The sequence below is a fragment of the uncultured Traorella sp. genome (assembly GCF_944327115.1).
Taxonomy (GTDB): Bacteria; Bacillota_I; Bacilli_A; order Erysipelotrichales; family Erysipelotrichaceae; genus Traorella.
On sequence record NZ_CALVGS010000007.1, the window covers coordinates 34,923 to 48,886 of the forward strand.

Genomic DNA, 13,964 nt, shown 5'->3' on the forward strand with positions numbered 1-13,964 from the left:
CAGCCAACATTATGCATCTTGTGCAGTCGGTGCTGTTTTTGCTGCTTTTTCTACTGCTTTTTCATCCTCTTCCAGACACTGCTTATCGTAAACTTTAAAGAATGGATAGTAGATGATTGCAGTCACTGCAAAGCAGACAATATGTAACAGCAAACCACCAACGATGTTTCCGGTCGCTAATGGTGCATATAAAATTGAAGGCATCGTGACACGGAATGGCTCTACCGGAATCGCAATTAATCCCATAGAGAATGTAAACCAAACAATTAAACAGTTTGCAAGTCCTGCAATCCAGAAAGGAACCATCAGTACTGGATTGAAGGCAACCGGAGCACCGTAGACAACTGGCTCATTAATATTGAAAATTGATGGAATGATTGCTGCACGACCTACAGTTTTCAAACGTTTTGATTTTGCTAAAAATGCCATAAAGATACATAATGCCAATGTAGCTCCTTGTCCACCGATAAAGCACATCTGGAAGACCTCATATGTATGTGCATTAGTAGCAGGCAATCCCTGCGCAACAAGTGCTAAGTTAGCATTTTGTCCTTCCATCCAAATCAAAGACATCAGTGGATACAAGATCCATGCAGAGATACCAAAGGAATACATAAACAGTACCATTAAGATGACTAAAAGGAATCCTCCGAAAGACTGGGCAAATGTAGAAATTGGCATGATCAGTGCTCGAATCTGTTCAATCAAGTCAAACTGCAATCCAAACGTTAATCCGATTCCAAACAACAAACATAATGTCCACGGAATAATGGAATTAAACCATGTGACGATGAATGGCGGTAGTGTCGTATTATTTTTGAAAAATGAGAATTTCGCAAAAATATTAAATACAACCGCAGTGATATAACCGGATACCAATGCATTCAGCATACCACCGGCACCAAGGTTCGCTGTGGCCAGCACCAGATTTCCAGCCTCGTCGTAATGCGGAAATACTAGCAGAAGGAACAAACCGAGCCCTGCTAAACCAGCCTGTCTGGCAACGCGGCGCTGTCTCTTTTTCTCCATGAGTATACATGGAAGCTCATAAGCCAGGAACAAGCCAAACAAACCAAACGAGAAATTACTTAACTGCGTCAAATCAGGAAGAAATGTTAATCCAAATCCTCTAAAGGTACTTACCAGAGTTGCAACAGAACCAACAAGTGTTGCAGGTACTGCTGCCAGGATTGCTTCCTGTGTTGCACTGATCCACACATTCTGACCAATCTTTTCGATTAGTGGTGCAATGCGCTTCTCCACAAAAGTCATAAATTTTTGCATACGTCAATCTCCTTTCTTTCATATTAATTGCTGACGTTACAGCGATTTCAATGCCTGTTCAAGCAATCCGTTGCCATCGAGAGAACCATATACGTTGCCATCGATCAAATCGACCGGAACGCCATATTCATTCGCAATGTCTTTGATTGCTTCCAGACGATGCTGGAAATGTGGTCCAACCATTACTAGATCGACTTCATCGAGATAATCTTCTACCTCAGATTCACTACAAGCTTGTACGCTAATGTCCATTCCCCTTGCCTTAGCAGCAGCCATCGCATTATTTGCCATAAAACCGCTAGATGCACCGGAACCACAACACAGCAAAATTCTTTTCATAAACAACCTCCTTTTCTTTTCTTAACTTTGTCATCATTATAAAATCTGCTTTTTGTGTTCTTCAAATCAAAATAGATTCCACAGGTAGGAACTTTTATTTATTTGAATCTAAATATACAAATTTCTATGATATAAATGTTCAAATGTACACTTTAATGAACACAAACAACATCAATGTAGCCTTTCTCATCTGGAAAACCAGTAAGGATATAAGGGATAGATAACTCCTGTGGCTTCTATATGCATTTAAAGCTCACAGACGAAAGGAACATTTCTTTACATATCGAGAAAATCAGGGGGATTTTTATTTTGTTGCTCAATTACTTTTTGCTGGCATCATTGTACATCTGATTTTCGCCATGACTGTCAATATCTTTATATTCAATTGTCATTAAACATCACAAATATGGCAAAGCATTGAATGTGATTAAACAAGCCACATTGAAAAAATCAGAAATGGAGGAAAGAATGGATAACACGCAAAAAATTGTCGAATACCTATCAGAAAAAAAAGGATGGGTCAAAGCGGCACAACTGTCTGATTTTCTAGGGATTTCTACAAGACAGGTCCGCAAATATATCGCAAGTATCAACAAGAACAAAAAATACGTTCTTTCCAGCGGTCAAGGATATCAGCTCGATCAATCTCTATATAGCGAATTTATCATGAAGCAAAAGAACAGCTCCAGTGAACAAGATTATCGGCAGAAATATATTATTCAGAAACTGATTACAACGCCGGAAGGCTGCGATATTTTTGATCTCGCAGATGAACTTTATGTATCAGAGAGTACAATAAAAAAAGATCTGCAAAATGTAAAAACTTATCTAAAAAAGTGTCATATATCACTAACTACGCGTCGCAATATCATCCGTCTTGAATGTAGTGAGGAATACAAAAGACGTCTGATGTACTATTTTGTACAGGATTATTCTTTTAACACCAATCTCTATGAAGAACAATATTCTCTATTCAATACGGAATATGACTATAAACATATAGAGCAAGAAATTATTAAAACATTTGATCGCTTTCATCTGAATTACAATAACTTCGTTCTTAACAATATCACGATACATCTGATCATCATCCTCAGTCGTCTGGAAAGTGGGTATCAACTAGATGAAGAACCAACATATGATGAGATCGGTGATTCTGTATTTTATCAAGCAGCTTCCTCTCTTGGTCACTGGTGTAAAGAACTTTTCCATGTTGATTTCAATGAAACCGAGTATATCAATTTGGCATTGCTGATATCCAACAATATCGTCATGACCAAACGCATTGATTATGATCAATTGAGCATGCACAATATTCATAAATATGTTGACCAAAAATACATCGATATCACAAGAAACCTATTGAAAAAAGTTGAAGACAATTATTACTTACAGCTTTTTAAAGATAGTTTTATCACAAAGTTTACCCTGCACATACAGAACTTGTTTTACCGTGCTCGTAACAACTTTAAAGTAAAAAATCCGCTTTCAGGTATTATTCGGATGACCTATCCTCTAGTCTATGACATCGCAGTTTTCATCGCTCGTGAGCTTCGAATTCTATATGATATTGATCTCAATGAAGATGAGATTGCTTTCATCTCATTTCATATTGGCTCCTATTTTGAAAATAACGCATTCATCAAAATGACAAGGGTCAATTGTCTTTATGTTTACAACGACTACTATGACTTCTACAAAAATACTCTAAAAAAACTACATGAAAGTTTTAAGAATATTTCCATCATCGAAGCAAGTGCCGCCAGTGATATTCAGGCGCTTATCAGAGATGATATTGATTTACTGATCTTACCTCCAAACTGTAAGGTAAACAGTAATATTGAGATGATTACAGTTGGTTTCTTTCCGGACGAACATGATTTCAACAATCTCGAGAAAGTCATCTATGCGATTTCTGAAAAAAAACAAAAGTTAGAACTGAAAGACTATATTCTCAACTTTTTCGATGAGTCTCTTTATCTTAAAGATCCAGATTTTAAGGACGGGGTAGTTGCTGTAAATGCAATGTGTGACCGTTTAGTAGAACTGGGCTATGTTGATGATCATTTTCACGAGGACATCTTAGACAGGGAAAAACTCTCTACAACTGCTTTCAATGATGTTGCCGTTCCCCATACTCTGACCTCTGTCAGCACGAAGAAAAGCTTTATTTATGTAGCGATTTTTTCTAAAGGAATCCAGTGGACCGACAATAAGGCTGTCCATTTTGTGGCAATGATTGGTATCAACAACAATTCGCGAAAAATTTTCTCAAAGTTTTTTGATCAGCTGATCAAACTGTTGGATAACCAGGTAACCCTTCAGAAGCTGATCAATACGAATAACTTTGATGAATTTTACTATGCATTAAATTCTTTGTTTACATCATAAAAAAGGAGGTATATGAAATGAGTTTTCCAAAGAATTTTTTATGGGGCGGTGCTACCTCTGCCTGTCAGCTAGAGGGCGCTTATAACGAAGGAGGCAGAGGACTTGCAACCACCGATATGGTAATCTATGAAACTCCGGACAAAAAAAGTTTTAAAGGAATTGAATTGACATGGGATCAGCTTCAATATCGCAAGACTCATGAAGACGAATTTTTCTTTCCTAAACGTCACGGAAATGATTTTTATCACCACTATAAAGAGGATATAGCTTTATTTGCGGAAATGGGCTTTAAGGTATTTCGTATGTCAATATCCTGGCCTCGAATCTATCCAAACGGCATTGAGGAAAAGCCCAATGAAGAAGGACTGCAATTTTATGATGACGTATTTGATGAACTGCATAAATACGGAATCGAACCATTGGTAACTTTACTGCATTATGATATTCCTCTCTATCTATGTGAAACATACAATGGCTTTGAAAGCCGTATAACAGTAGATTGTTTTGTTAAGTATGCGAAGACTGTACTGGAGCGCTACAAGCACAAAGTGAAATACTGGCTGACTTTCAATGAAATCAATATTACACTGGGAAGCCCTTACTGTGGCTGTGGTGCGTTGTTGGAAAGAAGCAAGCGTGATGAAAAGAATTTCAAATACCAGCTGTCTCACAATCAGTTTGTCGCTTCAGCGCTGGCAGTGCAGGCGGCCCACTCTATCAATCCGGAAATGAAGATAGGCTGTATGATCTGCAGGCTGGAAAAATATCCAAACTCTCCTGATCCAAAAGATATTTATCAGTCAATGTTTGAAAGTCATCTGAATTATTTTTATATTGATGTGCAGGTACTAGGCGAATATCCATATTACATGAAACGTGTCTTTGAAGAAAATAACATTCATCTCGATATTGAAGATCACGATCTAGAAATTATAAAAAAAGGTGTCGTTGATTTTATTTCTATCAGCTACTATGAAACATATGTTTGCAAATACAATCCAAACCTAGACCTTATTCATGCCGGAAGCCTGATTGCTCCAATAAAAAATCCATATCTGAAAAACACAGACTGGGGATGGCCAATCGACCCACTGGGTTTCCGCACCACACTTAATAATCTATATGACCGGTACCATAAACCTATCTTCATCGCTGAAAATGGAATTGGTGCCAAAGACGTCATTGAAGCTGATGGTTCTATCCACGATCCTTATCGCGTTGATTTCTACCGGCAACATATAGAACAGCTGCATGAAGCAATCAAAGATGGTGTCGAAGTGTTCGGCTATGCAATGTGGGGACCAATTGACATCGTAAGCAATTCCACATCAGAGATGTCCAAACGCTATGGATTTATTTACGTAGATGCCGATGATCTAGGCAATGGCACGTATCAGAGAATACGTAAGGACTCCTTTTACTGGTATCAGAAAGTTATCGCTACGAATGGAGAAGATCTAAGTTAAAACAAATAATAGTGAACAAAAAAAATTCCCCTCTAGGCAAGACAAGAATTATTAAACTCTTCTCTTTTATAACTAGAGGGGATTTTTTATATCATATCTTATAATTTATATGAATATTCTTCTCAATTTTTTCACAGTTCAATATCAAAATAATATATTTTAAGACCTAATTGTTAAATATTTATGAACCACCTTTTTGTCAACTGTTCGTAATGCTTATACAACAAACCAAAACGATACGGATAGTGTGGCTTCCATGGCTTGGCACGTCCACAGAAATGGAGGATCACCGTATTCACAAAGATCCAGTCAACATCTATTTTCCCCGAGCTTCGTGTCAGATAGCTGTTATATTTGCGAGCATCATAATTCCAGATCGAATCATCTAAAGGCAGTATCCTGTCACCAAACATCGCATTTAAAATATCCTGATCCGGCAGAAGCAGACTCATTCGTTTCGTCGTTGAAAAATCAATCACATCCCGGGGATCGATCTTCTTACGGCACAGCTTCAGATCCATTAACAAGACCCCTGAATTATAATAGTCATGATCCGTACCTAAACGTAAGCGATTCACATTGTTAGAAAGCTCCTTCATGCTCGTATGAGAAGCTGCCGCAAATAGATTTCCCTGCATATCGGTTTCCCACAAAGGGCGCAAAGCATTAATGACTAATATATCAGGATCAAGATATAAGATACGATCGATTTGTTTTGGAAGAAAGTACGATGCTAATAATCGGTAATACATTTCCTGTGGATATCGCTTGGTTTCTAAGGCATCATCAAAAATAGAAGCATCCACATAAATGGAAAAGAAGCGATATCCCAAGCTTTGGCAGCTTCTTTCGACACCTTCTAAATCAGAAGCCGATATGCCGCTATGCATCAGATAAATTTCTATTTTTTCTTTTGGATTATTGATGGCGATCGATGTCAAAAGTACCTGAAGCTGATAAAGGTAGTTTTCATCCAGCGAAACAAGTATTTTCATTACATCCTGATTCATTTCATCTCTTTTCATTTTTACCCCCGGATACTCTCGATGAGTTATATTTTCTAATTATAGGATAGCAGAAGACAGGACAAAATGAAACTGTCATTTTCAAAAATTTTTTATTTACAAAAAGTAAGATTTGTCTTGCTTTTTTACACTTTTAAAAAAGTGTTCATACAGATTCCAAAATCTGCAAGTGGAACGTTTTTCCAACTTTTGATATAACATTATTCGTGAAAGGAGCAGGTCATATGAAACTCAATGAAGAAATATTTGCGATCAAGCTGTATGAGCTGGAAGAGCAATTTGGAAAGATGCAGGGCCGTCTTCATCTCTGTCAGCAGCAGGATCACTCTAAAATCAAACAGCATCTTCAAGACACGATGGATGAGTATCAGGAAAATGAATATTTACTGAAAAAGCAGGTACAGGGTTCCCATTCATCAATTGTTGCTTCATTAGCCGATGCTCAGCAAGAATACCTTCGTAAAACAAGTGAGATTCTCAAGGATCAGATGGCATCACAGCCAGTTCTCGAAGAAAAAGCAGAAGCAAGTGCGCTTTATGCGGAATATGCCATTGATTTTGCGGTTCAATCGATGCGTTATGCGTTAATTGCGGCATTGAAGGCGATTGATATGCAGATAGATGCAGAAGAAAATACATTAAATAAGCTTCAGGAAAAGGAGGAACATGTATGAATGAAGTAAAACATCCTAAAAAACCATTGATTTATTATTATTCAATTGCTTTATTGGTTTTGATGCTGATCAATTTTCTAGCGGTACCGTGGCTGGCTGAAAGACAGGTCAAACAAGTCGATTATGGTACTTTCATGTCTATGACGCTTGATAATGAAATCGATCAGGTAGAAATCCAAAAGCAAGAAAACCAGATCTTATTTACCGATAAAGAAGGTCAGATCTATAAGACAGGAATGGTGGATGATCCTGATCTGACCCAGCGTTTATTTGATTCAGATGCTGATTTTTCCGGTGAGATCATCGAACAGATGTCACCATGGTTAAGCTTTTTGCTTTCATGGGTCTTACCGATCGTTATTTTCATAGGTATCGGTCAATATATGTCGAAGAAATTGATGAATCGTGCCGGTGGCGCCAATTCCATGAGCTTTGGTTTAGGCAAGAGCAACGCAAAAATATATGTGAAATCATCTGAAGGTATTAAATTCTCAGATGTTGCCGGTGAAGATGAGGCAAAAGAAAGCCTGACCGAAATCGTTGATTATCTGCATAACCCAAATAAATATAAAGAAATAGGCGCCGCCATGCCAAAAGGAATTCTTTTAGTAGGTCCTCCGGGAACCGGTAAGACGATGCTGGCAAAAGCCGTTGCCGGTGAAGCAAATGTTCCTTTCTTTTCAATGTCCGGTTCAGAATTTGTGGAAATGTTCGTAGGTATGGGTGCCGCAAAGGTTCGTGATCTTTTCAAACAGGCAAAAGAAAAAGCACCATGTATCGTATTCATTGATGAAATTGATGCGATCGGTAAAAAACGTGAAGGTCAGATCGGTGGCAATGATGAACGTGAACAGACATTGAATCAGCTGCTTACAGAAATGGATGGTTTTGAAGAAAACAGCGGTGTCATCTTATTGGCTGCCACCAACCGTCCTGAGTCCTTGGATCCTGCCCTAACACGTCCGGGACGTTTTGACCGCCGCATACCTGTTGAACTGCCGGACCTGAAGGGACGTGAAGAAATTCTAAAAGTCCATGCCAAGAAAATCAAAATGGCAAATGATGTTGATTTCAGTAAAATAGCGCGTATGGCATCCGGTGCATCCGGCGCTGAATTAGCGAATATCATCAATGAAGCTGCACTGCGTGCCGTACGTAATAATCGTAAAAACGTTTGTGAAGCTGATTTAGAGGAAAGCATTGAAGTCGTGATTGCCGGTTATCAGAAGAAAAATGCTATTTTAAGTGATAAGGAAAAGATGATCGTAGCCTATCATGAGATCGGTCATGCCTTAGTAGCAGCCATGCAAAGCCATTCCGCACCCGTACAAAAGATTACGATCGTTCCTCGTACTTCAGGTGCCCTCGGTTATACGATGCAGGTAGAAGAGGGTGAACATAACTTAATGAGCAAAGAGGAAATTGAAAATAAGATCGCAACCCTTACCGGTGGAAGAGCTGCCGAAGAAATCATCTTTAACTCCATTACGACCGGTGCTTCCAATGATATCGAACAGGCAACAAAGTTAGCACGGGCCATGATCACCCGTTTTGGTATGAGCGATGAATTTGACATGGTAGCTATGGAAACTGTTACGAACCAATATCTGGGCGGTGATACATCACTTGCCTGCTCAGCAGAAACACAGGCCCAAATCGATCAGCAAGTCGTTGATCTTGTTAAGAAGCAGCATGAAAAAGCTCGTCAGATATTACAAGACAATCGCAGAAAACTCGATGAATTGGCAAAATTCTTATATGAGAAAGAAACGATCACAGGTGATGAGTTTATGTCAATCTTAAACGCATCCACCAACAGATCAGCTTCCTGATGAGTTCTGCTGTCCGATCTGTCATCAGCCGGCAAGTGCCTTCAATAAAATGGAAGAATAAGATTAAGTAAATTAAAAGGCGTCGTTGGACGCCTTTTTGATATAATAACTATCTGAACTTTCTTTCTGATTTGGCTGTTTCCAATTCAAAGTTTTAAATTACTTGCTGTTAAATGATCTAAGATTTGATATATCATTGGTTTGAAAATGACATAACAGACATATCCGATCATTCCGCCTGTCACATTCGTAATGATATCCGTAATATCTGAAGATCTGACACCATTGATAAGAGGCTGCAATATCTCAATGCCCAGGCTCATCAAAAAAACATAAAATACGGTTTTAAGAAATCCGCCTTTTTTTTGCGTCAACGGAAATAAAAAGCCAAACGGAAGGGTCATGATCACATTCAATACGATCTGTCTTATAAAATCACCTCGTTTTGCTGAAACATCTATAAACGGCACCAGATTCATTGCCACGTAAGGATGATCCAACATAAATGGAAGCGAGGTTATGATTGGCATCAACGTAAAATAAAGCACAAATGACAGATATACATACATAAGCGTATTGACAAATAACACATCACATCCCCTGTTTTTCCACTTCCCATAAAAAACAAAAACATATAAAAGCATCAAAAACATAAAGTCTATCAGATATTTCATAGTAACACCTCACAACAAATCATCTTTTTCATATACAAAATAAAAGAGCGAAAGCAGTGCACTCGCTCTCAAATCATCTCTTATAGTTATATCATTTATAAGATATCTTATTATATTGAAATTGAAGATCGGTGATTCTTTTCAACTGCCCAACGTCCATTAAAAATCACTAAGCTAAACAAAATCAAATAACCAAATAAGATAACAAAAGCAACGATATTTCCCTCATGAAGCTTCTGCCAAAGAAATACAAACTCATTCTCAAAGCTGTTCATCCATCTTCCCTCTGCCACAAACAAATAATTAAGCAGTGGCAATACCAGCGTAAGCAGACATTGAATCATGCTTGATATGATCAAAGCATGATTTTTATGTTCATTGCCTTTAGAAAAATAAGCAAATGATGTAAATAAAGCAATCATCATTAATATCCAATAAATATAAAACATAACTGCTACCTCACATTAAAAATCAGTGACCTCAGCATTTCGACATCTTCACTATCCAGATAGAAATGAACATAATGTTCATCATAACCAAGACGATAATTAATATCTAAATATGCAGCACAGTCCTCAATATAAGTATCTCCTCTTTCTTTAAAATTCAAGGATGTCTTTTCCTGCAATACCTTCACATAATCCAAAAGAGCCAGATCATCTTTATCAATATCTTTAACGATAATCGTCTTTTTCATCTCATTTAATGGAAAATAATCAACAGTAGATATCTCAAAATTAATTGTCGTATAGTTAGTATAATCCAGCACCTGACGGTTGATTCCAAAAAATTCAGTTTGTCTGGATACGTAGTTAAAGCCATTGACCAATACCATCAGAATGATAAACTCCGCTGCCATCAAAGGCGTCAGTTTCATGCTTCTTTTCGCAATACCATTAACGATAAAGAAAACTACAAACAGCGATACGATAATCAAGATATTGACCGTTAACTCATTGCCCATTAAATTGAAACAAATAATCAGACAGGCAAGAGCGATATTAGAAAGAAGCGGATAGGTAATAAAATCTGTCGTCAGCTGTTCAGCACTTTCACCCTTTTTCTTTTTAAAGGTAAAATAAGCTCCAACGATGGCACCACAGCCAAGCACCAGATAATAGCTCAGCATCACCCAGTCAACATCTCCAAAGTGAAAAGAAAGCCTTATCGGATATGAATACTCAAGACGGACGATTTGCTCCACGATGAACAGTCCATTCATAGGTGAAAGAAGCTTTAACACTAATTCCGGAATATCACGAATCGTAATCATGCCGTTATTGACTGTCTGTGTACCGAGGAAAATCGTAACGGTCATATAGACGAATAAAGGCAAGATCGTGATCATCGCAGTAATGATACAAGCATCAAGGATATTGTTGCATTTCAATACAAAGAAAGTATTGATGCTGTAAATGATGACAAATAGCAGAAACGCCAGACAAAGTACGATCAATAAACTTAAATAAACCATAAAAGAGCTATTAGCCCAAAGAAGCAGTCCGCCAATCAGATAATTCACCAGAATCGGTACACAGACACCGATGATCGGTGCAATAAAATGTGCTTTAAACAGATGATCGCGATTAATGGGAATCGCATAATAGGTATCGACATGACGTTTTGTCAGGGAAAATTTAAATGTAAAGATCGGCAATACGATTGCAAATACGCCTAATGCAAACAACGCAAGATAAAATACGATGGCTGTTATATTGCTGGCATTATTTCCGGCAGATGTCAATAAATTAGTAAACATGACAAAGGGATATGCCATGAAACATACAAAGAAATATAAGATCAAAAGCTTTCTTTTTCGAATAAACAAGTTTTTAAAGTAGTTGGTCGTTATCTTATTCATTGACAAATACCCCCTTCCTTTCCATTTCATAAATAAAGATCTCTTCTAAATTTACAGGCAAGATATCCATCATCAATGGATGTAAGGACTGGATCTGTTGTTTGATTTCTTCAAGATCACCTTTTACGACAAGCGTAATGATCCTTCCTGTTTTCGCATAATGCATGATATCCAGCGATTCAAAGGCTTCCTTATTTTTTTCTTCTCTAAACGCAATCTGAATCTTATGAATGGCTTCTTTGGTATCATCAATCATACCGCTTGTTTCAATATGTGCATCTTCAAGTATCGCAAAAGCATCACAGATATCTTCCAGCTCCCGTAAATTATGAGAGGAAATAATAATAGAGATATCTTTCTTTTCAATGCATTCACCGATCGCTCTTTTGAATAACAGACGCATCATCGGATCAAGACCGTCAAAGGATTCATCTAATAAAAGCAGCTTAGGTGATATCGCCAAAGCCATGAGAATAAATGCCTGACGTTTCATACCCTTAGAAAAGTTATTCATGACCTTATTTTCATCCAGCTTGAAGATTTTCAGATATTTCTCATAAAGTTTTTCATCAAACTGCGGATAAAAGATCTGATAGAATTCTTTCATATCTTTGATCGTGGCATTATACATATAATAAGGATCATCACTGAGATAAAGAATATTCTGTTTTAAATATTCATTTTCATGAATCGTTTCACCATCTAAGGTGATGCTTCCCTGATCACATTGATAAACATCACAAATACATCTTAATAGTGTTGATTTTCCTGCCCCGTTAGGTCCGATAAGGCCCATGACCGAACCGTTTTGAACCGTCAGGGAACAGTTTTCAAGTACCGTTTTATTACCAAGCTTCTTTGAAACAGCTTCAACCTTCAACATATTCATCAACCTCCTCATAAACCTTATCAACAAGATCCAGAATCTTCTCTTTTTCAATTCCGACATTCTTACAATCTCTCATTTTTGTTTTTAATTCCTCCAGCTTTTGTTCATATACCAGATCCGTTACATTCTCGCTCTTTACAAAAACTCCCTTTGCCGGTATGGAGTAAACATAACCATGCAGTTCAAGATTCGAATAGGCTTTCGCAACCGTATTGGGATTGATGCCCAGCTCTTTTGAAAGGGTGCGTACGGACGGTAGCTGATCGTCTTTTTTTAAAATACCTAAAGCAATATAATCTAAGACCTGATGCTGCAGCTGTACATAAACAGGTGTATCATCTTTGGTTTGAATGATAAACATGTTATTCCTCCTTCCGTCTTACTGTACTATTACAGTATTACAGTTTTGGTTATTTGTCAATCGTTTTTATGAAATATATGGAAATAATCACAAATCAGATTGTTTTATTTGCCTATTGAAACCATTTTTATTACAATATGATAGAGAGAGGTGATTTTATGGAACATGAAGCTTTACGCGCTTTATTACTCTCAACGCTTGCAGGATTTTCAACAATGATCGGTGCACTGATCATTTTCTTTTCAGACCGGAAAAATGAAAAACTGATCTCAACCTCATTAGGCTTTGCCGGAGGTGTCATGATCTCAGTTTCTTTCATGGAACTGCTTCCCAGCTCAATGTCTTATTTCCGTTCATTTGCGAATGAACAGTTAAGTACCGTTTATATGGTGATCAGTTTGATACTGGGTGTATTGTTTGCTTCTTTATTGGATAAATTCATACCCCATGAAGAAGAAAAGGATACACATGAGCTGAAGCATGAAAATCTTTATCGTGTTGGAATTGTCAGTATGATGGCGATAGCGATTCATAATTTTCCGGAAGGTATCGCAACCTTTATGGCCGGTTATGATTCCAGCTCATTGGGCTTGGCCATTGCGATTGCGATTGCTTTCCACAACATTCCGGAAGGCATTACCGTGGCTTTACCGGTATATTTTTCAACCGGTTCTAAAGGAAAGGCTATATATTATACATTCCTTTCCTCTATCTCAGAGCCTATTGGCGCTTTAATGGCTTTTCTGGTATTGCGTCCGTTTATCAATGATGTTTCTTTAGGAATCATTTTTGGTGTGATATCCGGTATCATGCTGTATATTGCCATTGAAGAGTTATTGCCTTCAAGCAGGGATTACGGTTATCCTCGTCTTGCCTTGTGGGCTGCTTTTGCAGGAATCTGTCTGATGCCATTGACGCTGATGTTTTAAAAAGGACTAAGCGTCCTTTTTTTTCTTGTCAAAAAAAGAAAAAAAGTACATAATATGACTAAATCAGCAAAATCCAACTGACAGTTGAGTGAAATACAACGAAGGGTTGACGGATTCAACTGACAATCGCTTCTTTTTTAACCTTTCCCCTCCTATAATGTAGGCATGAAAGGTGGTATGCATATGAAATACTATTATCATGAAGAAGAAGTTAAAGATGAATTGAAAAGAGAACAGGA

The 13,964-nt window shown here is 37.6% G+C and carries 13 protein-coding genes; 5 read left to right on the plus strand and 8 right to left on the minus strand.

The features are described from left to right. Window positions 1-9: 9 nt before the first annotated feature. Both Q0K35_RS00465 and Q0K35_RS00470 read right to left on the minus strand, forming a co-directional pair. Window positions 10-1,272 carry a PTS transporter subunit EIIC gene (locus tag Q0K35_RS00465; RefSeq protein ID WP_294560586.1) on the minus strand — a complete coding sequence of 421 codons (1,263 nt, stop codon included), beginning with the start codon at window positions 1,270-1,272 and terminating at the stop codon, window positions 10-12. A gap of 48 nt (window positions 1,273-1,320) precedes the next feature. Continuing rightward, a complete protein-coding gene (locus tag Q0K35_RS00470) occupies window positions 1,321-1,623 on the minus strand; it encodes a PTS sugar transporter subunit IIB (protein ID WP_294560588.1) in 303 nt (100 codons plus the stop codon). 468 nt (window positions 1,624-2,091) lie between these two features. On the opposite strand from Q0K35_RS00470, the gene Q0K35_RS00475 reads away from it, so the two are divergent. Then, entirely contained in the window at window positions 2,092-4,014 is a 1,923-nt protein-coding gene (locus Q0K35_RS00475) for a BglG family transcription antiterminator (RefSeq protein WP_294560590.1), read from the plus strand. Window positions 4,015-4,031: 17 nt separating this feature from the next. Beyond that, entirely contained in the window at window positions 4,032-5,480 is a 1,449-nt protein-coding gene (locus Q0K35_RS00480; RefSeq protein WP_294560592.1) for a family 1 glycosylhydrolase, read from the plus strand. Between the two features lie 173 nt (window positions 5,481-5,653). Here the strand turns inward: Q0K35_RS00480 and Q0K35_RS00485 are convergent, their stop codons facing one another. Further along, on the minus strand, window positions 5,654-6,505 hold the full coding sequence (locus Q0K35_RS00485) for a glycosyltransferase family 8 protein (protein WP_294560594.1): 852 nt from the start codon (window positions 6,503-6,505) through the stop codon (window positions 5,654-5,656). A 224-nt stretch (window positions 6,506-6,729) separates the two neighbouring features. Here Q0K35_RS00485 and Q0K35_RS00490 point away from each other — a divergent pair, with 224 nt between their 5' ends. Both Q0K35_RS00490 and ftsH read left to right on the plus strand, forming a co-directional pair. Next, window positions 6,730-7,179, plus strand: a complete 450-nt coding sequence (locus Q0K35_RS00490; protein WP_294560595.1) for a hypothetical protein — start codon at window positions 6,730-6,732, stop codon at window positions 7,177-7,179. Next, window positions 7,176-9,011: an ATP-dependent zinc metalloprotease FtsH gene (gene ftsH / locus Q0K35_RS00495; protein WP_294560597.1), complete on the plus strand. Its 1,836-nt coding sequence runs from the start codon at window positions 7,176-7,178 to the stop codon at window positions 9,009-9,011. Before Q0K35_RS00490 ends, ftsH begins: the two co-directional genes overlap by 4 nt. Window positions 9,012-9,157: 146 nt before the next feature. Here the strand turns inward: ftsH and Q0K35_RS00500 are convergent, their stop codons facing one another. From Q0K35_RS00500 to Q0K35_RS00520, 5 genes are all read right to left on the minus strand, one after another. Further along, complete coding sequence (locus Q0K35_RS00500; RefSeq protein WP_294560599.1) at window positions 9,158-9,685, minus strand: VanZ family protein; 528 nt, start codon at window positions 9,683-9,685, stop codon at window positions 9,158-9,160. Between the two features lie 110 nt (window positions 9,686-9,795). After that, a complete protein-coding gene (locus Q0K35_RS00505) occupies window positions 9,796-10,134 on the minus strand; it encodes a hypothetical protein (protein ID WP_294560601.1) in 339 nt (112 codons plus the stop codon). Between the two features lie 5 nt (window positions 10,135-10,139). Continuing rightward, window positions 10,140-11,546 carry a hypothetical protein gene (locus Q0K35_RS00510; protein WP_294560602.1) on the minus strand — a complete coding sequence of 469 codons (1,407 nt, stop codon included), beginning with the start codon at window positions 11,544-11,546 and terminating at the stop codon, window positions 10,140-10,142. Continuing rightward, window positions 11,539-12,429, minus strand: coding sequence for an ABC transporter ATP-binding protein (locus Q0K35_RS00515; RefSeq protein WP_294560604.1), 891 nt, complete (start codon window positions 12,427-12,429; stop codon window positions 11,539-11,541). Before Q0K35_RS00515 ends, Q0K35_RS00510 begins: the two co-directional genes overlap by 8 nt. Continuing rightward, the gene (locus tag Q0K35_RS00520) at window positions 12,416-12,796 is read right to left on the minus strand and encodes a GntR family transcriptional regulator (RefSeq protein ID WP_294560606.1); all 381 of its coding nucleotides are present in this window, start codon (window positions 12,794-12,796) and stop codon (window positions 12,416-12,418) included. The genes Q0K35_RS00515 and Q0K35_RS00520 overlap by 14 nt, the downstream gene beginning before the upstream one ends. Window positions 12,797-12,954: 158 nt before the next feature. Here Q0K35_RS00520 and zupT point away from each other — a divergent pair, with 158 nt between their 5' ends. Further along, window positions 12,955-13,725, plus strand: coding sequence for a zinc transporter ZupT (gene zupT, locus Q0K35_RS00525; RefSeq protein ID WP_294560608.1), 771 nt, complete (start codon window positions 12,955-12,957; stop codon window positions 13,723-13,725). Window positions 13,726-13,964 lie beyond the last annotated feature (239 nt).

Coding starts and splice junctions, on each gene's coding strand:
- Q0K35_RS00500 (WP_294560599.1), bottom strand. CDS start 9,685: ATGAAATATCTGATAGACTTTATGTTTTTGATGCTTTTATATGTTTTT.
- Q0K35_RS00475 (WP_294560590.1), top strand. CDS start 2,092: ATGGATAACACGCAAAAAATTGTCGAATACCTATCAGAAAAAAAAGGA.
- Q0K35_RS00490 (WP_294560595.1), top strand. CDS start 6,730: ATGAAACTCAATGAAGAAATATTTGCGATCAAGCTGTATGAGCTGGAA.
- Q0K35_RS00470 (WP_294560588.1), bottom strand. CDS start 1,623: ATGAAAAGAATTTTGCTGTGTTGTGGTTCCGGTGCATCTAGCGGTTTT.
- Q0K35_RS00505 (WP_294560601.1), bottom strand. CDS start 10,134: ATGTTTTATATTTATTGGATATTAATGATGATTGCTTTATTTACATCA.
- ftsH (WP_294560597.1), top strand. CDS start 7,176: ATGAATGAAGTAAAACATCCTAAAAAACCATTGATTTATTATTATTCA.
- Q0K35_RS00465 (WP_294560586.1), bottom strand. CDS start 1,272: ATGACTTTTGTGGAGAAGCGCATTGCACCACTAATCGAAAAGATTGGT.
- Q0K35_RS00480 (WP_294560592.1), top strand. CDS start 4,032: ATGAGTTTTCCAAAGAATTTTTTATGGGGCGGTGCTACCTCTGCCTGT.
- Q0K35_RS00485 (WP_294560594.1), bottom strand. CDS start 6,505: ATGAAAAGAGATGAAATGAATCAGGATGTAATGAAAATACTTGTTTCG.
- Q0K35_RS00520 (WP_294560606.1), bottom strand. CDS start 12,796: ATGTTTATCATTCAAACCAAAGATGATACACCTGTTTATGTACAGCTG.
- Q0K35_RS00510 (WP_294560602.1), bottom strand. CDS start 11,546: ATGAATAAGATAACGACCAACTACTTTAAAAACTTGTTTATTCGAAAA.
- zupT (WP_294560608.1), top strand. CDS start 12,955: ATGGAACATGAAGCTTTACGCGCTTTATTACTCTCAACGCTTGCAGGA.
- Q0K35_RS00515 (WP_294560604.1), bottom strand. CDS start 12,429: ATGTTGAAGGTTGAAGCTGTTTCAAAGAAGCTTGGTAATAAAACGGTA.